Origin of the sequence: Bacillus cihuensis (assembly GCF_000504145.1) — a bacterium.
GTDB lineage: Bacteria > Bacillota > Bacilli > Bacillales > DSM-1321 > Peribacillus > Peribacillus huizhouensis.
The window spans coordinates 396,067-416,313 of the sequence record NZ_AYSD01000010.1 but is presented as its reverse complement, the minus strand read 5'-3'; the positions used below and the strand labels follow the sequence as shown (position 1 = coordinate 416,313).

16 protein-coding genes and 1 riboswitch are annotated in these 20,247 nt (G+C 34.9%); of the genes, 4 read left to right on the top strand and 12 right to left on the bottom strand.

The window, feature by feature from the left end; translation table 11 throughout:
* Window positions 1-14: 14 nt before the first annotated feature.
* The 4 genes from V179_RS29000 to V179_RS0101835 all read left to right on the top strand — a co-directional run bounded on the left by V179_RS29000 (window position 15) and on the right by V179_RS0101835 (window position 4,565).
* Entirely contained in the window at window positions 15-1,364 is a 1,350-nt protein-coding gene (locus V179_RS29000) for a C2 domain-containing protein (protein WP_051404788.1), read from the top strand.
* A gap of 262 nt (window positions 1,365-1,626) precedes the next feature.
* Entirely contained in the window at window positions 1,627-2,205 is a 579-nt protein-coding gene (locus V179_RS0101850) for a TetR/AcrR family transcriptional regulator (protein ID WP_028390015.1), read from the top strand.
* 24 nt (window positions 2,206-2,229) lie between these two features.
* Window positions 2,230-3,180: an SDR family NAD(P)-dependent oxidoreductase gene (locus tag V179_RS0101845; RefSeq protein WP_028390014.1), complete on the top strand. Its 951-nt coding sequence runs from the start codon at window positions 2,230-2,232 to the stop codon at window positions 3,178-3,180.
* A 482-nt stretch (window positions 3,181-3,662) separates the two neighbouring features.
* Window positions 3,663-4,565 (top strand): EamA family transporter, encoded by a 903-nt coding sequence (locus V179_RS0101835; RefSeq protein ID WP_028390013.1) that lies wholly within the window; start codon window positions 3,663-3,665, stop codon window positions 4,563-4,565.
* A gap of 100 nt (window positions 4,566-4,665) precedes the next feature.
* Here the strand turns inward: V179_RS0101835 and V179_RS0101830 are convergent, their stop codons facing one another.
* From V179_RS0101830 to V179_RS0101770, 12 genes are all read right to left on the bottom strand, one after another.
* Entirely contained in the window at window positions 4,666-5,490 is an 825-nt protein-coding gene (locus V179_RS0101830) for a carbohydrate ABC transporter permease (RefSeq protein WP_028390012.1), read from the bottom strand.
* Window positions 5,483-6,397 (bottom strand): carbohydrate ABC transporter permease, encoded by a 915-nt coding sequence (locus V179_RS0101825; protein WP_152534689.1) that lies wholly within the window; start codon window positions 6,395-6,397, stop codon window positions 5,483-5,485. Before V179_RS0101825 ends, V179_RS0101830 begins: the two co-directional genes overlap by 8 nt.
* A 181-nt stretch (window positions 6,398-6,578) precedes the next feature.
* Window positions 6,579-7,865 (bottom strand): ABC transporter substrate-binding protein, encoded by a 1,287-nt coding sequence (locus tag V179_RS0101820; protein WP_028390010.1) that lies wholly within the window; start codon window positions 7,863-7,865, stop codon window positions 6,579-6,581.
* 178 nt (window positions 7,866-8,043) lie between these two features.
* Window positions 8,044-9,693, bottom strand: coding sequence for a cache domain-containing sensor histidine kinase (locus V179_RS0101815; RefSeq protein WP_235178921.1), 1,650 nt, complete (start codon window positions 9,691-9,693; stop codon window positions 8,044-8,046).
* A 128-nt stretch (window positions 9,694-9,821) separates the two neighbouring features.
* Complete coding sequence (locus V179_RS0101810) at window positions 9,822-11,369, bottom strand: response regulator transcription factor (protein ID WP_028390008.1); 1,548 nt, start codon at window positions 11,367-11,369, stop codon at window positions 9,822-9,824.
* Window positions 11,370-11,716: 347 nt separating this feature from the next.
* Window positions 11,717-11,845: a hypothetical protein gene (locus V179_RS31925; protein ID WP_268745165.1), complete on the bottom strand. Its 129-nt coding sequence runs from the start codon at window positions 11,843-11,845 to the stop codon at window positions 11,717-11,719.
* Between the two features lie 110 nt (window positions 11,846-11,955).
* Complete coding sequence (locus tag V179_RS0101800) at window positions 11,956-12,615, bottom strand: zf-HC2 domain-containing protein (protein ID WP_028390007.1); 660 nt, start codon at window positions 12,613-12,615, stop codon at window positions 11,956-11,958.
* Complete coding sequence (locus V179_RS0101795; protein WP_028390006.1) at window positions 12,602-13,093, bottom strand: RNA polymerase sigma factor; 492 nt, start codon at window positions 13,091-13,093, stop codon at window positions 12,602-12,604. The genes V179_RS0101800 and V179_RS0101795 overlap by 14 nt, the downstream gene beginning before the upstream one ends.
* 642 nt (window positions 13,094-13,735) lie before the next feature.
* A complete protein-coding gene (locus V179_RS0101785; RefSeq protein WP_028390004.1) occupies window positions 13,736-14,464 on the bottom strand; it encodes an ABC transporter ATP-binding protein in 729 nt (242 codons plus the stop codon).
* Between the two features lie 12 nt (window positions 14,465-14,476).
* Entirely contained in the window at window positions 14,477-15,313 is an 837-nt protein-coding gene (locus V179_RS0101780; RefSeq protein WP_028390003.1) for an ABC transporter permease, read from the bottom strand.
* Between the two features lie 43 nt (window positions 15,314-15,356).
* Window positions 15,357-16,337, bottom strand: coding sequence for an aliphatic sulfonate ABC transporter substrate-binding protein (locus V179_RS0101775; RefSeq protein ID WP_028390002.1), 981 nt, complete (start codon window positions 16,335-16,337; stop codon window positions 15,357-15,359).
* A 302-nt stretch (window positions 16,338-16,639) separates the two neighbouring features.
* Window positions 16,640-16,747, bottom strand: a riboswitch (SAM riboswitch).
* A 536-nt stretch (window positions 16,748-17,283) separates the two neighbouring features.
* Entirely contained in the window at window positions 17,284-19,341 is a 2,058-nt protein-coding gene (locus tag V179_RS0101770) for a DUF4179 domain-containing protein (protein ID WP_034300210.1), read from the bottom strand.
* Window positions 19,342-20,247: the final 906 nt, after the last annotated feature.

Below are 20,247 nucleotides of genomic sequence, written 5' to 3'. Positions count from 1 at the left end.
TTGGAGGGATATTCTTGTTTAAGAAAATGATTGGCACAGTACTGGCAGGGATGTTACTTTTCAGTTCTTTTGGCGCATTTAACCCGCATAAGGCACAAGCGGCTTCAACGCTAGAGATTGCCGAATATTGGGCACCAGAGTTTTATCAGGATGTGAACGATACTTATGGATACAGTGCTGACTTTGTGACGAACTTTGACTATGATGGGGATTGGGTAGGTAATAACAATTGGGAAAATCTAAATAAGTACCCCATGAAGTCCTATATCTATTATTCAGTCGTAGAAACTTCGAGCCATTATTTCATTGGCTATTATGATTACCATGCTCGTGATGACGGTCCAACGGTATTTGATAAGCATGAGAATGATTTAGAAGGTGTTTTAGTTATCATCCGCAAAGACGGTACACCGTACGGGACATTTCAATTAATGGAAACAGTGGCACATAATCAATTTTATCAATATACGAATGATCCATCGATTACAACTGGTGCTGACAACATTGACGGAGGTGCACTATTCAACGGTACCCACCCAAAAGTATTTATTCAGTCGAACGGCCAAAGCCCTATTGGCGGTCACGGCAATTATGCCTATGACGGAACAGGTGCACCAGGAGGAGATGGGATCGTTTATTATTACGGTAATCGTGCAGATGTTGTCACAAACGCTTCTGGTAACTACACTAACAAATACAGTTATGACCTTGTATCCTTTGATGAATTTTGGAAGCGTAGAAATGATATCGGCAACGGACAAACATTTGGCAGTTGGGGTAAACTTGATGGTGACACATATCAGCAGGATTCAGCTGCTATGCCTTGGGTTTGGGATGATCTGGATGACAATGCCACATTCGCCGGAGATTTCTTGAGTGATCCAGCCCATATGGTGGATACACATCTAAATGGACTCGGAAATTTTTCCCACACATATATAAATCATCCTTATTATTCTCACCGGATACAAGTAAATAGTGTGACAAGTCTTAAAAACCGCGATCCATTTGGCGGCAAAAGCGATATTTTCGTAAAAATACGCGTAAACGGAAACGGAGTATCCGATGATCGCTTGTGGAAGAAAAACGATGTTCCAACAAATACGGCCTATAATGTGGCCTGGGGCACGATGGATGCGACATTCGGCAATCAGTACAGCGAGTACTATAATGATCGTTATGTCAACATTCCTGCGAATAGCCAGATTAACGTAGAAGTATATGATTCCGACGGTGTAGACGGGGACGATGAAATGGGAATTCTAAGTGCTTATCCTGTGGTTGGTCATACAGTGGAATGGAATAATACCACTACTTCTAATGGCGAAGCAAAAGTTAAGGCTACGATTTGGGCTGTTCGATAACGCCAATTATGTATGAAACGAAGATATTGTTCTCTAAATCTATCTGACGAGGGGGGCAGTATCTGAACCCATCAAGTCTCGTTTAAAGAGGATGGAATGACTGTTTCCATCCTCTTTTTCTTCCTTTTTATTCACATCTTCATCCACAGGTTTTCACAGGAATATCAAGATTTAGTTCTAAAAAGCGAAAAAGAACCTATAAATAGTTGTAAATCATATGATTTATATCAAGAGATATCTAATTCACTGAAGGAGTTTTCTCATGGCCCCAAAGCAAAAGTATTCTAAACAAGATATTATTGTCGCAGCATTTGAGATCGCAAAGTTCGAAGGATTGGATTCGATTACGATTAGGAGGGTAGCTAAGAAACTAGGTAGTTCCATTGCACCGATTTACGTAAATTTTAATAATGTTGATGAGTTGATACAGGAAGTTGTGAAAAAGGCGTTTGAGGTTTCAAAACAGATGTTAATGGACCAGAATACGGGGCAACCTTTTAGGGATATAGGTATCACAAGCCTTAGGTTTGCAAAGGAATATAGTGTACTTTATAGAGATTTGATTATGAAAAATAATCCCCATATGAAATATAACAACATTAACAATGCTATTGTTATTGAACAAATGAAAAAGGATCCTACATTGTCTGGCTTTTCAAATGAAGAAATGAAAATGATATTATTCAAAATGCAAACATTCCAAACTGGTCTTTCTGTTATGGTAGCGAATCAATTATTTCCAAACGATTTTAATGAAGAGAGAATGATCGAGATTTTGGACAGTGCAGCCGCGGATGTAATTACTGCTGCTCGTTTACGAAAGAACGGTTCATTTGAGTGACAAACGTAAGGGGGTTAGATTCATATGCTAGAACGAAAAGTTATTATTACAGGTGCTAATTCTGGGATCGGTAAATCCGCCGCAATTAAATTTGCAAAAGAAGGATACATGGTTATCATGGCTTGTCGCAATATCGAGATTAGTAGAACAGCCCAAAAAGAAATCATTGAAGCTACTAAAAATAATAACGTCCATTTAATGAAAGTTGACATGTCTTCATTTAACTCAATTCGTACATTTTGCGCGGAATACAAAAACAGATTTGATAAAGTGGACATTTTAATTCATAATGCTGCTTATATTAACCATGGTGAAAAATATCAACTTAGTCCTGATCATATTGAACTAACATTTGCTACAAATGTATTCGGTCCTTTTTTGATGACCAACTTGTTATTGGATCATCTAAAAAATTCTGATGATCCTAGAATCCTTCATGCAGGTAGCAATATAATTAAGCATTTCTTTGATTTGAAAGCAAAAATCAGTTTTGATAACCTTCAAGGCGAATTCAAAGATAGAAGATCCCATAGTGTATATAAAATGTACTGTCAATCTAAAATGGCCTTATTAATGCTCACATTTAAAATGGCTGAAGAATATCAAAATGAAGGAATCAAAGTAAACGCCTTACAAATTAATGGTGCAAAAATGTCAAAGCGAACGATAAAAAAAGTCAAACCTTGGTGGCGCCCCATCGCATGGGTGCAAAATTTATTTTTTCCACCAACTTCTTATATGGCAAATAATTATTTTGAAATATGCACTTCCGATCTATTTCAAAATACAACAGGAAAACTCATAAACGATAAACTTGAAATCATGCAAGTGACCTCAAGTGAATATCCCGGTTTTTTCAAACAACTAAAAATAGTACTTGGTTCTCGTTTCTATCCCACGTATGCTCATAACGATCATATTATGAAACAATTATGGGAGTTATGTACAAAATTAGCTGTAAGTTCCCCCACTTAACACATAACCATACCTATATATATATTCAAATTTTTTATACCTTCATTTAAAAATTTTACATCCATTTCAAACAACTTCATTTATTTCATCCTTTAAGGGAACTTTATTTTCACCTTACAAAATTTTATAAGAAAAAACCTCTCGCTACCTATATACATAGAAAACACTTATGAGCTGCTACTCTAAAGCCCTACGATGGAAAAAGTCCAAGTTTTAGAATTGTATAACCTAATGAAAGTGGGATGCTGCGCTGATCTTGTAAAGCCCCGCCAATTTTCCACAGAAAAAAATTACTTTAATATAATCTAAAAAGCGAATTCCTTGATAAAAGGAATTCGCTTTTTGTATTTTTTATCTTTATTCTGTTTCACCAATCTGTACACCCGCTACTCGTTTAAATACAGAAACAAAGTATTTACCCAAGGTAGTCATTTTTCTGATATAATAGTTCGGTAGTTTTTTAGCTTCAGGGAGGTTTCATAATGAAATTAAATAAAGGTATTTTATTTGTATTATTAGGTGCTGGATGTTTTGGTTTTACACCGATATTTGCTAAATTGGGGTTTAGCTACGGCTACTCACTTGGCCAAATTAATATCGTTCAAATGATGATTTCCTCATTATTATTATGGTCTTTCACTCTAATTAAACGTCCCAGCTTTAAAGGGCTAAATAAGAGAAATCTTCCTCAAATTATGATAACCGGTTGTTTGATCGGATTAACAAGTATTTTTTATTATGGTGCGATGCAATATCTGCCAGCCTCATTAGCCATCATTTTAATGTTTCAATTCGTTTGGATAGGAATTATTTTAGAATGGATTTTCAGCAAAATAAAACCTGCTCCTGCAACCGTATTGTCCATCATTTTAATTTTGATCGGGGTCGTTTTTGCTTCCAATATATTAAATGGCGACATAAAAGGACTACCGTTTAAAGGTTTCCTATTTGGTATTCTATCAGCATTCACTTATGCAGGATTTATTTTTTTCAGTGGAAAAGTCGCTGTAAATGTAGACCCATTGATTCGAACTTCTTTAATGGCAACTGGATCAACCATCTTAGTACTTGTCCTATTCATGCGTGACATTTCTACTGTGCTGCCATTGGAGACAAACTTATTAACGACTGCCGTTGGTGTTTCGCTATTTGGCGCAGTCCTTCCCCCACTATTTTTCGCAGTGGGAGCACCATTGGTTTCAGGTGGAATCGCCAATATATTAACATCCATTGAATTACCGATCGCCATCCTATCCGCCAGCATTATTTTGTCAGAAGCGGTAATGCCGCTTCAGTGGTTGGGCACGGCTATTATATTAGCAGCGATTGCGTTAAATGAACTTGGTAGTAGCCTTTTTAGAATAAGGAAGCCTATTAAGGCGTAGAGATTTGAACTGCACCCTACTTGTTAGACACAACTAACAAGTAGGGTGCAGTTTTCTTATGAAAAAATATTCTTTAGAAACTAAATTAAACGTTGGTTATTTATTTTACTGATCCCATCATACCTGCTACAAAATGTCTTTGAAGCAAGAAGAAGATCAGTGCTGTTGGTAAAGTTGCGATCACAATGGTTGTCATAATAATCCCAAAGTCAGGTGAATTACTTGACCCAAGATTAGATATGAGCAATGGAATCGTATGGTTTTCAGGAGACTGTAGAACAACGAGTGGCCACAAATAATTATTCCAACTTGCCATGAATGTAATAATGGCAGCTGCTGCATACGTAGTTTTCATCGTAGGTACATAAATACGGAAGAAAACACCAAGCTCTGTTAATCCATCTATTCTTCCAGCTTCAAGTAGCGCTCTTGGAAACATCTTTGTATTTTGTCGAAAGAAAAAGATTAGAAAAGCAGTTGTAACGCTTGGTAACATTGCAGATATTAAAGTATCAATACCAATCCCAGGTGCAATTTGCGAGATTGTCCCAAACATTCGAAATAGCGGTATCATGAGTGCAGCAAAAGGAATCATCATCGACAGAAGTAAAATATTAAATACAACATCCTTTGTCTTACTTCTATATATTTCAAAGCCATAACCAGCAAGAGATGCAATGATTAAAGATAAAATGGTCGTTGCAATGGATATGATTGCTGAGTTTATTAAAGCAGGGACAAGGTCTACCGTACTAAAAAGGTTCTGGAGGTTCTCTACCAAATGAGTTCCTGGTAATAATCTCCCTTTTGTAACATCGACAGATTTATTCGTTGTACTAACAATCATCCAAATAAATGGAAAGATAGAGATGATCGCAAAGATTGATAGAATCATATAAATGAACATTCGTTTAATTTTATGCATTTTTATCACCTGCTGCTTTAAACTGAAGGATAGAAAAGAAAACGATCATGATAACAACTGCATATGAGACAGTCGCTGCATAGCCAAAATCAGGAGTATATTTAAATGATAGATTATAGATATACTGAGAAATGGTTAACGTTGCAGTTCCTGGACCACCCTTTGTTATATTCATAACTTCATCAAACAATTGAAGAGTACCGATGGTTGATGTAATAGAAGTAAATAGGATGATTGGCTTTAACATTGGAATCGTAATTTTAAAGAATTGTTGAAATGCATTTGCCCCATCAATTTTAGCTGCTTCATAAATGGAGTGATCCACGTTTTGCAGAGCAGATAAATAGAAAATCATATTGTAGCCTGTCCAACGCCATGTTATTGCAATAATAATGGTTACTTTTGCCCAAAAAGGATCCGTTAGCCATTGTATCGGCTCTGATATGAGTGAAACATTGATTAGCATTTTATTAATGATTCCGTCTGTAGCAAATAAATATTTGAATACTACGGAATATGCTACAAGTGATGTAATACACGGTAAAAATATTGCCGTTCGGAAGAATCCTTTTAGTTTCAATTTCTTATTATTTAATAAAACAGATATAAGCAATGCCAGAATGATCATGATTGGTACTTGGATGATGAGGTAGATTACTGTGTTTTTCAATGCAGCTATAAATGTCGGATCTGTAAATAATCGTAGGTAATTATCCAAACCGACGAATTGTAGATTTGTTCCCGCACCTGATTGAAAAGAAAGAATGAGTGCTTGGACCATTGGGTAGAAATAAAATATACAGATCATGACCGTTGCTATTGAAATAAAGGCCCAGCCAATTAATCCATTTTTAAATCGAAATTTGTTATGATATTTTCTTGGTTTCACCTGTATGTTCTGCTTCATTGTTGCTGGTATCAATTTTTTCAACTCCCAACTTATCTATAAAAGAATAGCCTCGGAAGAGCTCACCTAACACTTGTAATCTCTTCGTTGTATCGTAATGGAAAAGCAGGCGAGTTCCGAGGCGTTATCTCTTATATATTTTTTGCTTAAAAAATATATACGATGTTCAATTCAAGACAAATTATTTAATTTGCATTTCCGCTTGTTGTTGTGCATCTTTTAATACTTTATCAAGGTCTTGACCACCAAGGTAATTCTGCATTGCAACAATTAAAATATCCTCAATCGCATATGTGTGCATCCCATAGTTTACTTGTGGAATTTCTTCAGCCCATTTTGAAAAATCTGAGATAATGGCCTGACCACCGAAGAACTCATCCCCTGTCTTATAGGCCTCTCCTTTAGTTGCTGGGATATAAGTAACAATTACACCGATATCAGTAACTAATTTTTGATATAAATCTACATTCGAACCAAAAGTCTTTGTAAGGAAATCAACTGCTTTCTCTTTGCCTGGAACATTTAGTACGTACCATGACGCACCACCCAAGTTTGAAGCATTTACGGATTCCATACCTGGAAGACTAGGATGTGGCACTACTGCCCATTTGCCTGATTGTGAAGCCTCCGCTTTTATTGAAGGAGTAATCCAATTACCAGTGGATACTGTAGCAACTTCTCCACCATTAAATGTAGCCAAGAACTGATTCCAGTCTGAATGGAAATTCATTAAATCATTGTCAACAAGTTCCTTATAAATTTCAAATGATCGCTTAACAGCTTCATTATTTGCTAAATCAGGCGTAGTACCATCTTCCTTCACATACCACTTACCTGCTGACTGAATCATTGTCCGAAGAAATCCTAATTCATTTGGGTCGAGAGTAAGCAATCTTTTACCAGTTGCTTCTTTTACTTTCTTGCCAATTTCAATATATTCTTTCCAGTCAATGTTTTGTAAATCTTCAATTGTAAACCCAGCTTCTGCTAAATAATCTGTTCTAACATATAATCCAGTTACTCCTGTATCAAATGGTAGCCCGTAGTTTTCGCCATTTACACTTGTTGCTTCCACTTTATATGGAACAAAATCTTCTGTTTTAAAAGATCCCGTTAGTGGTTGGAACATATCTGGATATGCTTCTAGGAAACTTTTTGCACGATAATCTTCAATTAACACGATATTTGGTAATCCCTTGCTAGTACCAGAACTTAAACTCGTATTTAGTTTTTGAACTATGTCTCTTTGACCATTTTCAATAACATTAATTTTAAGGTCAGGATTCTCAGAAGCATAAGCTTCTTTTGCCAATTCTATTGCTTTGATATTAAATTTTGGATCCCATGCCCAAATTGTAATTTGATTTGAATCTGAGCCTTCTTCTGATTCATTACTATTTGAAGCCCCAGAAGAACATGCAGCAAGCAAAAGCATACTCATCATTAGTAATACTAATAGTTTCTTCATCTGTATCCCCCTAAGAGTCTATTTAATTTGTAAGCGCTATCTACCTTACAATTACAATGTTATCATCTCTTAGAGAGGACAAGTTAGGACGATATTTTTGTAATTTTGTGATATTTTTAGAAATTGATTATATAGCTATTTTTTCCGTTTGTACTTTTTTTAGGTTCTAAGACTTTTTTTAGTTTTTTTGTACTGGAAGTGAAATGCGAACTTTTGTTCCTTTACCAATTTCACTTGAAATTGAAACACCATAGGCCTCACCATAAATTAGTTGAATACGCTCATGGACGTTTCTGACACCAATCCCACTAAACATCTCCTGTTTACGCTTCGTATCTGGGAGTTTATTATTTACTGATACTTCCATGCCATCACCATTATCCAATACTTCGCATACAAGGGTTGCTTCTTCCTCCCAAATGAGGACATTAATCGTACCGCCACTTTTTTTATTGAAACCATGAAAAAAGGCGTTTTCAATAAAAGGTTGTAAAATTAATTTGGGAATTTGGCTATTAAAACAATTTGGATCGATGAAATAATTCACTCTAATTCGTTCACCATAGCGTTTCTGATTAATTAAGACATAGCTTTTTAAATTGTTAATTTCTTGCCTAACAGTTATTGTTTCACTAATATTGCCAATTGTATTTTGTAATAAGGAGATAAACGCATTAATTGTGTCCGTTGCTTCTTCCTTTCCACCTTGTTGCACCATGAATTTGATTGAAGTTAACGTATTATATAAGAAATGTGGATTGATTTGCTGTTGCAATGCCGCTAATTCCGCATTACGTTTCTGGTTTTGGATAAGTACAAGCTCATCAACATACTCATGAAGCTCATCAAGCATTGAGTTAAAAGCTTGGCCGATTTGTCTCGTTTCGTATGTACCTTTTACAGATATATAATGATCAAAATCATTTTTTGGAGTATTTTCAATTTGTTTTACTAGATTTGACAATGAATTCGTTACCTTTCTAGAAGCAAAAAACACAATGATAATCGCTAGAAAAATGAATAGTATACAAATAAGTACGATTGACTTTTTATCAATGATATTTCCAAAAGCAGCTTTCTTATCAATTAAATTGACTAAATACAAATCAAAGGTAGGGAGATATTCAATCATGATAAGATGGTCCTTCCCCTTAAAATCTGCATCCATATAATCTTTTTGTTGCTCCCCTAATTGGATCGCATAATCCTTTAGTTCCTCTTCTTTATTTCCAATATACTCATCACGATTACTTGATAAAACAGTACCAGACGGATCCATCACTAACACATCGTTACCTAAGCTTGTATAGCTACTATAAAACTTTCGAAACTCCTTTTCGCGAATTGTAAAGTACATCGTTCCATAAATATATTTTGAAGTTGGTTCCATAAACGCCTTTGTAGCAATAATAACGTTCTCTCCCTTTGTTTGATTTCCTGGTTGTTCTAGATGAAATAACAGTTTATTAGGTTGTTTGAGTGTTTTTTTAGTAATAGAGTGATTCTGTAGTTCTTCATCAGATACAGCCCATGAAGATCTTTCTGTTGCAAAACTAATCCCATTAATCCCATAGACCAAAATACCTACATCATAAGCTTCTACACTTGTTTTTATATTGTTCATCTGTTTTTTTACTTGATAATAATATGAGCCCAACTGTACGTTTGAGTGCTTACCTGTAAGAAAACTCTTAATTGTACTGTTGTTTAATAGATTATTTGAAGCGATAACAATCGAGTATTGAAACGTACCTACACTTTCCTTTATCTGATCTATCATCTTGCTATTGTTAAAACTAAACCGATCAATAAAGAACTTCTCTGACATGCGAAATGTAGTCCAGGTTATTAGAGAAGAGATTGTAACTATGATAAGTATCGTAATAAGAAACATTTTAAAAAATAAACTATTATGTCTAATTCGGTTTGTTAGTATTCTCATTTATCCCCCATCTTTTATCCTTTAGTATGTTTTCTTCTAAACTTACTAGGCGACATTCCATTTATCTTTTTAAATACTTTACAGAAATAGCTATGATCTGAATAACCTACGATTCCACTAATTTCTGAAATGGAGGCTGAATCCTTAAGTAGGTGCTGTGAAGCCTTTTCAATTCGAACCTTATTCAAATACTCAACAAACCCTTCTTTATTATTTGTAGAAAAATAGTTAGACAAATAGGAAGGATTAAAATGAAAATGCTCTGCTACATCTGTAAGGCTGAGTGGATCTGCATAATGGTCTTCAATATATTGCAGGAGCTTCTTCATTTTTAAATTACTAGGTTGATTTTTCTCCGAATATAAGCATTTGTTCACGTGTTCAATAAATTTATTTAATTGCTCTACTGTCTCACTGGATGAATTAGCCTCATTAATGGATCTTAAATACTCATACTTGGAACTTCCTATATCGGCTACATCGTATTCCATATTATTTAGAATAACAGTAATGCGAAAGATGATATTTTCAAAGAATGATTTAAATTCGAATACATCCATCGTGTAACATTTAGAAAATTCAGATACATATTCTTGTAAATAGCTGCAAGCTTCCTGAAAGCGACTATGCTTCCATTCGTTTGTGAACCACTCCATTTTAAAAGCTTCAATATTTGGTATTTCTCGTTGTAAATCCTGTTCCCTTAAAAGAGGGATGTTTGGAAAGTAAAATCGATATTGTATCAATTTTGATACCTTTTCATTATATATTTTCCCTATCTGTGATAAATCAGAGAATTGTTCACTTAGAACAAAACCCGAATTTGTATGGATTCCCGCAACTCTTTCTGCGAAATCAATAACCTTCTGGGACTTATCTTTATTTATGTTCATAATTAATACGATTTCATTTTTTTCAATGGTAATCGTATGATATGCTGCTTGAGCTAAATAAGATTGGTATTGTTGCGTGATACTATCTTGAATTTGAATGAGGTCTCCTCTAGGAGTATTCTGACTAAAAACTACACCTAATAAATAGAAGCTGTCATAGGGAAACACTCTTGATAATTGCTTTGCATCATAATCCACTTCAAAACCAGAAATTAACTTTTCAATTACATGATTTATAGCCGTTTGCTCCTGCTGTTTTGTCTCATTTGTCTCAGAAGTTGGAATTCTACTTACTGCCTTATTTAGCACTTCTAGCAGCGTATTTGCATCAAGCTTAGGCTTTAATATATAATCAACAACTCCACTTTGAAAGGTAGAACGAACGTAGTCAAATTCCCCAAAACTACTTAGTATAATGATCTCGATATTTGGATATTTTGATTTAACGATTCTTGTTAATTCTTCTCCATCGATAATCGGCATTACAATATCGGTTATAACAATTTCTGGATGAGTTCGTTCAATTATTTCAAGTGCCTCCTTTCCATTTGAAGCTTCTCCCACAATTTGAAAACCTTCTTGCTCCCAATTAAGGTAATGTTTTATACCTTGCCTTATTAAAATTTCATCATCTACAATAACAATTTTACTCAATTCTTTAGTTGTCATATGCTCACCTCTAACGCAAATCATATTTACAAATATTCCTACATGTATTATACACACCAAATCTAGCATTTCGCATATATTCTAAGGAGATGATGGCTATTCACAAAAAAATATTGGCAATTAACAGAAAAACTACTGAACTTTTCAAAGTACATCCTTTGCTAATCTTTACAATATTTGCTTCTGAGTTGCTATCGCGTCTTGAATGGGTGTTTGTCCTTATGTAAATTTAAGACAAGAAGAAAACTTGTTTCAAAAACAAAAAGATAAAATGGATCTGCTAAAAACAGACCCACTTTTTATCTATTATTCAAAAATATCTAACTCAGATAATATATTTTTAAAATTTATAAAATCCCATGGTAATACTCTGCAATCGTTAATCCGACAACTTCATTTTCTACAAAAATGCCTTTTAAAATATTCACTAATTCTTTTAACGTCATCTTACCTGATTCTGCAGTAAATTCAGTCACACCAGCTTCAGAGAAATATACTATTAATTCTTAAAAACATAAAATAGACTGCCTATTGACAGTCTGTTCTTGAATTAAAGCTACCGTTTGTTGAAAAAAAATGATAATTGTTATTTCTCCCAAATTAATACAGCACGTTTTAAAATTGAATCCCAAGAATCTTTTCCAGCAGCGATCTTTTCTACATCATAATCTACATAATAAACAGCATCAATTTTTTCACTTTCAGAAAATTTCCAGATATAATCCTGTTCTTTAAGATTCTTCTCGTTATTAATTAGGTTTCTTGAAGGGGAATCAGCGATTGTTTCTTTATAAGTGATAAAACTCACATTCTTTTTCTCTCCGTCAATTTCAAGTGGCATAGGATGGGTCTCGCTAACACTAGCATAACTTTTACCGTAATAATGAGAAACCAATTGATTATCATTTTGCATTTCAATTTTAATTAAATTTTTCGAGTATGGAATAACCCTCTCATAATAAAAAATACATACATACGCTCCTAATAAAATGATAGCCGTAGCAAAAATGGAGGCAAATGAAATTATTACTTTTTTCTTACGCCATTTTTTATTAATCTTTTGAATAATAGGGGCTTTATTTTCTGCTGGAATATACAGTTTACGATTCATTGTTTCATATTCCTTTTGGCATTTTTCACAATGCTGTAAATGCTGGTCTACCATTTCTTTTGTATCTTGACTAACTACCTCATCAATATAAAGAGGTAAAACATCTTGAATAATTGTGCATTTAATCTCTTTCATAATTCTCCTCCATATAATCAATAATTTGTTTCCTCGCTCTGTAATAGGTCACCCTTGCCCATCCTGCACTTTTTCCAAAAAGAAGCCCTATTTTCTCAAACGGTAATTCGCCAAAAGTACGTAGTGAAAAGACTTCCTTATATGGATCATTCATCGAGTGAAGAAACTGATGAACTGCGAAGGCATCTTCTTCATTCATCAAATGATTTACAATTTGCACTCCCATACCTGATTCTTCTACTACATCTGAATCTATTTGACGTTTATTTCTTTTGTAGTGAGAGAAATATGTATTTTTTGCAATTGTAAAAAGCCACGCTCGAATATCTTTAGTACCATCGAATTTTTTAATTGCTTTTAACGCCTTAAAAAATGCTTCTTGCGTAATTTCTTCGGCTATACTCTCATCGTGACTTAATGACTTGATAAACAAATAAACTTCTTTAAAATATTCTTGATAGATTTCCTCAAAGTCCAACTTCTCTTCTCACCCCTTTCACTTATATAACTCCTGGAATTTAATTTCGTTACAAAGATATTTAACTATTTTACACTATGAATATTATATTTTTTACCATTTTCAATCCCAATTGATTCAACTTGCTATTAATAACATAAAATAGCAAACTTTTTACACAATAATATGATTTACTAGAAATGAGGCTGATGAGTTCAATTATTTTAAATGCCCCCTAGCTAAGATTATCTTCATACTTTCCTTACTATTATTCATTCTCCTAATATTTTTTGGCTGTTTTCTAAAAGATTGTTGCTTTTAACAATTTTGAATGCACTGAGTGGATTGTAGCGGAAGGCACTTGACTCCTGCGGGAAATAGAGGAAAGGTCGAGACCCCACAGACGCAAAGCGGCGAGGAGGCTCGACTTCCTCCCCGTGGAAAGCAAGTGCCTGCAGCGGAAAGGAACGTTTCATTATTTAGAAAAGGCTACAAACTATGCGAAAACAGCCTATTTTTTTATTATGTTGCTTGATTGTATTAGGATATATAATGATAAACAGACAAAAAATAATAGCCTTCTCCTAGATGTTTACTGGGAAAAGGCTACAACTTACTATATTTTTTTGTCTACTCGACAGAGAATTGTAGAGTGAATCTCCATTATAAGCTCGTAGACAAGTCAAGTAAATGAATGATTTTATCTTTTAGCTGGCCAAGGTATGCATCTCCTCTAGCGCGGGGCTTTGGCTGATCAATCACTATTTCTGAGTAAATCATCCCAGGCTGACCTCGAAGAATAACGATACGATCACAAAGGTAAAGAGCTTCGTCAATATCATGGGTTACAAGTAAGATTGTCGATTCATATTGCTTCCAAATCGAGAACAATAAATCTTGAAGTTGCATCTTCGTAAAAGCGTCTAGAGCACTAAAGGGTTCATCTAATAAGAGAATTTCTGGTGCAGTAACTAAAGCTCTTGCTATCGCTACTCTTTGCGCCATTCCCCCGGATAAATCTTTAGGATAATGGTTTTCAAAACCTTTTAGCCCAACAGATTCAAGATACTTACTCGCCTTTTCATGCTTATTTAAGTCATTCGTTAAACCAAAGGAGATATTCTCAATTACTTTTAACCATGGGAGAAGACGTGGCTCTTGAAAAATCATGCCGATTTTTTCATGAACTGAACTAACAGCTTCCCCATCAATCAAAACACTTCCCTTAAAACCTACATCCAATCCGGAAAGCACGCGGAGTAGGGTGCTTTTTCCGCAGCCACTTGTTCCAAGAATTCCAATAATTTCTCCCTTTTGAATCGATAGACTAATATTTTTAAAGCCTGTTTCTCCATTAGAAAACGTTCTCGAAACATTCTCAATTGCTAACATAGCTACCATCCTTTATGCTTTTTTCTCTATTGTATCCCGCCAATGTAGCGACTTTGACTCTAAATTTTTTAATAAAGCATCCGTTATTTTTCCTAAAATAGCGAACAGGACGATACTTGAAATAATTAAATCTGGTGAGTAAATATTTTGTCCATATACTAGTAAATAGCCAATTCCTTTGCTTGCTCCCATTAATTCTGCTGCTACTACAAACATCCACCCAAGACCAAGTCCACTGCGAATTCCAACTAGAAATGATGGCAAGGATGCTGGCAGAATGATTTTTCGGATAAGCTGAAACGAATTAAAATTATAGATTTTACCTATTTCAATTAATTTGCGATCCACTCCCTGGATCCCAGACACAATATTGAGATAAACCGGAAAGAAAACACCGACTGCGATCAAGACAACCTTCGATGACTCGCCAATCCCCATCCACAAAATGAATAAAGGAACCCAAGCTAGAGAAGGGATTGATCGAAAGGCTTGGATTAGTGGATCAAATAAACTTTCAACTATTTTCATATAGCCCACAGCTGCTCCTAAAATAAGTGCAGCTGCCACCCCAATAATAAAACCAAGGAAAAGTCTATAAAGAGTAATCCCCATATGGCTCCACAATGTTCCTTCACCTGCCATATTGAGAATCATATAAAAAATAGATGTTGGCGCAGGCAGAAGATGCTGAGGAAAAACGCCAATGTTACTTAAATACTCCCAAATGATTATGAGCAAAACAGGTATTATACTGCCTAAAGCTACGGTCTTTACCGTTTGATTTAATTGGAACCCCTTTTTTGTTTTTACCGGAAGTCGGGATGAGACAGCGTTCGTTTTCCCACTCATTCATAGTCTCCCTTTCAATAGTGGCTGTTTAAACAGTCACTTGTTATTTAATCACTGCTTTTGCAAATTCATCATGAATCAATTCATCTACTAAGGAATCTGCATTTGCACTTTTTTGGATGATGTCACCCTTTTGCAAAATGCTACCAGCTGAAATCAATGCCTCTTTTTGCACATCTCCAGGAATTGGACTTGAAAAATCATTCCGTTCCATTTGCTTATTGGCTACATTAGAACTGATTTGCGCTTCACTTGCTAAGATTTCTGCCGCTTCTTCTGGGTTTTCAAGTACCCATTTTCTCGCTTTTTCATAAACTTCAATGACCTTTTCAACTTCTGCAGGATATTTCTTAGCAAAATCGCTTCTTACATTTAGCGTCCCATAAGTGTTGAATTCAGGATTCCGATAAAAGATTCTTGTATCAGCTTCCAATTCCAATTTAGCCATATGCGGATCAAGGCCAGCCCATGCATCAACTTGGCCAGTTGTTAATGCAGTTCCTCCATCAGCATGCTGAAGGTTCACAATTTCCACATCGGTTGGAGCCAAACCTGCTTCATCAAGCGCTCGTAGCAGGAAGATGTAAGGATCAGTGCCAATCGTTGCTGCAATTTTTTTTCCCTTTAAATCTTTGACCGATTGAATCGAAGAATCTTTCTTCGTTACAAGTGCTGTCCATTCAGGCTTGGAAAAAATATAAACAGACTCAATTGGTGCACCTTTGGATTTAGCTATTAAAGCTGCAGCCCCAGCCGTTGAGCCAAAATCGACACTACTGCTATTTAAAAATTCAAGAGCTTTGTTGCTGCCTTGGCTAAGTACAAATTCAACTTTAATTCCGTCTTTTTCAAACGCTTCCTCAGCCCAGCCAAATTTCTTTAAAACAAGGCTTATCGGGGAATAATATGCATAATCTAGGACAATTTTTTTAGGCTTTTCATCTTTAGCGGTCGTACTACTTGAACACCCTGCGACACCTATTAGTAAAAATAATGCTGTCAATAATCCGAACCATTTTTTCATTGAACTTTACCCTCCCATTTGAACATACAATTTTTAATTTTATCTTTCACAAGCAATCGTAAGTTGAGGTCTGAGTTGAAGTTTTTCCAAACGAATCAGCGTATCCTGAATCTTGTAGACGAACGACACCGCCAATGATAATTTGTATTTTCGATGTCAGATTCGTTCTTTTAGCTAGATCGCACTATCTTAATTTGAAAGAGATGTAACAGCACCTCTTTTTTTCATGGAATACAAAAACCCCCCTCTAACATTAAAGATAGAAGGGGGGCGTGAATAAACAAATAAAACAATCGTCCACCTTCTCATCTTCGGAATCGTCTTACTTCCTCTGAAATTGGCACCGGGCATTATTAATGCTGGTTGCCGAGGTTTCTTAGGGTCAGTCCCTCCACCTCTCTTGATAAGAAGAAAATCAATATTTAATTCTTTAAAATTGATAATACAGCCTTGAAAACATTCAGTCAATACTTTTTCTGAAATTTTAGAATAATCGAATTTTTAATGACAAGTTTACCTACTTGTTCACTAGTCATTCTATCCCGAACAATTACATATGTAAACATCTGTTATCATGCAGCGCCGACTACAAATCGCCCGTTTCGTTCAATTATGTGATTCAATCACTTTCTTAATATACCTTCCTTCTGTAAATTCCGTAAAATCTCTCAATGCACAAAGTCTTTCTTGATTATTTTTCATAAATATCAGTGATTCTTTGCTATTGTTTCTTTCCGTTTAATTGTCTTATCAATCACTTGAAAAAGACAAAATTGTGCCAACAAAAAAATCAGAGCTGCAACTCTGATTTTTTGATTGGTAATAATCATTATTTTAATATAAACTTTATTTACATTTTATCTCTTTATGCGTAGTTCTCCTCATTAATTAGGATTCGACATTGATTTACTTGTACCATCATACATGCTGAAAGTCCTCACAGTTGTTATTCCAAAGAAAACTTCACAATATCATCTACGTATTCCGTTTTGCTATATCCGTTCATAACCAACTTTTTAGAAGTCAAATTGTGATCATGAAGCCGAATATTATAGGTATTATGGAAATAACGAGGCTGCTCTATTTCATTATATGAATATGGGGATTGATTCAGATCGTATTCCATCCCGTTTTTATCAACGAGCACATCTTCAATTTCCATCTCCATAGAAAGAAATTGATTTTCATCCTCACTAACGATATCAAAATGAAGTACCTCATATGCTCGATTCTTCATTTCACGATTGCTTATAACAATGTTGGTAGACTGTTCATCTTCTTGCTTGTCTAAAATGATTGTACTGCCAGCGTAATTAAAAGTTTGCGGAAATTCTTGAATTTCATCCAATTTGATTGTTTGATTTTCATTCAATGTTAGGTAAACAGATTTAAACTGAATGTTAACTTCTTTTGGCTTTTCTCCTAATAGAGGGTCAAACCTTATTTGAAAAGTATCCCAATTCATATTATTCTGTGAAAAAATAAAAGTGCTGCCATATATATTCGCTTTCACTTTTTGATTGTTCACTTCTAGATCGTTGAAATTAATACTTTCTATCCGCTTTTCCGGCTGTTCATTATTTACACTTACCTGAAGAAGCGTAGCTGTTGGAGCCATGATTAGTTTATCAAATCGAACCGGAATTCCCTCTATTTCTATTTCCTTATTCAATGCATATTCGGTGGAAGGCTGTTTTGTTACAGGTATCTCGAAGTCCCATTCCCCACTTTTATTTTCTATATTCATATAATCCCAAGAAGTGTTTTGCTTTGATGAATCACGAATCAATTTCTTAAGATGTGTAATTTTAAGTTTGATTGTCCCGCTATCCCCCTTCAGCGGTTGTAGACTCATCTTCCCTTGATACATGTTTTTCTCTTTTCTATTAATATCTGATTCTAGTTCAGGTGGATAGTAAATTGGAAATGTATCATAGTGCATGATTTCATAATCATTTTCCACATCAACCCCATCACCTAAATTTAACATATATTGATTGTCTGCATTTTTATCTTCTATTTCGTAAAAAACAAGCGTCTGCAACTCATCGGCAATGACACTCTTAATCTTCACTTTCACCCCTTCGCTTTCTGCTACCAAGTTCAGCCTTTGGCCATTCCCCTGTTGTAGAAAAGTACGCAATTGCGGATCTTCCTCTGTTAACAAATAATAGAGATAAGGAATCACTCCTGTAAAAAAGCCGATTCCCATCACTAACACGCATACACTCGCCAAAGTGAGCCCCTTTCGCTGCCGCTTCTTTCTCTTCTGTTTTCTATGCTTTTCTTGTTCTTGTAGCCTTTCTTTGACATTCTCCATGAAACTATCTGGAATATGTAACTCAACCCTTTCAGTTAGATTTAACATAGTTAACCGGGCATCTTGAAAGGTAGCTAGATCCTCCTGACATTGTTGACAATGATAAATATGTACTTCGAAATCAATCTTTTTCGATCGCTCCATAGCTCTTTCTAAATAATTTAGGTAATCCTTGCGATAATCCATACAACCATGAAAGCTTGTTTCAGAATACATTCCATTTCTAAGTGACTGGATTCCAGAAGACAAAAGCTCGTTCACCTTTTCCGCTGAAACTTGGAGGAGATATGCCACATCCTCTTTAGAAAATCCTTGTACATATGTAAGTACCATCGCTTCTTTCTCGTCCTGTTGCAATGGATTAAGTGCTGTAAATAGTCCTTGATGTGACTCACTTTCCTCCAAACCTTGCAAACTTCCATCCCCTGAAAGCTCTCGGCAAATATGTATAAAAATAGATGTAACCCATATTTCGAACGGTATGTTACTTTTAAATCGAGGCCATTCCTTTTGAATTTTTAAAATCGACCGGTAAAAAAGTTCCTCCATTTGCTGCTGATTTCTGAGATAGCACCAACCAAGTGTATAAAACGATTGTTGATGTTGATCGAACCAATCGAAGATGGATTTTCCACCATTTTCGCTAATTGTAGTAGTAATCGGATCTATATTTGCTGGAATCATATACGTGTTCCCCCTTTTTCGCGACTTCACTGTCACTCCCCGATATTTCTTGTTTCACATAATAGATACACAACTAGTACTATAAAAGAGAGAGCAATCCGCTCCCTCCATCTTCATAATACTAATTGTTCACAGCGCCTACTACAATTTGTTAATCTCTAGCACTTCAAATCATTCAACGGACTATTAAAATCATTAAAGGAAATCTAATACTTCATCCAAATCTTCTTTATAGCGATTACTCAAAAATATAGGCTTCCTTCTAAAGTGCCGGAATAAATCTTTCTTTATTTCCTGTTTTTCCTCAGATGTTAAAGTGTCGGAAAAACTTCTAACGATTTGTGTTTTTTCTAGTAATGATAATCCCTTAAGCAAATTCCACAATTCTTCAATCAATTCTCTTTAATTAACTAAGAACAAACTTATATGTTCATCATACTTAATCACTTGGACGTATTATGTACTTTTTAAAAATATTATTTAAAAATTTTATTCTAAGTACTTTTTCCTATTATTCCATAAAATTTATCGAAGTTATGTCGAAAAATATCGAAATGAGTAAAAATTAGGCATAGAGACTTAAGATAAAGCCCTGGCCCTAACCGAAGTTTAGTAGAATTCATCGACAGCTTCTAGATAGCAATTTCCTTGATGATTTTATGGTTTCATTTAAACACATAAAAAGCTCAGTCGGTAAACTGAGCTTTGAAATAATTGATTACTATAATATTGTTGTGATATGCACTACGCATGTGTAGAGTTCTGTGATAGGATAATTTACGAATTATAAATGGTACAAAGGGGTATCCCCCAACAAACATGAAAACGAAGATAAAATTTGGCTCTTCTTTTTCCATGCTCGTCAGGGGTTTCCCTCATTGCCTATTAATTATTAATTATTTATTT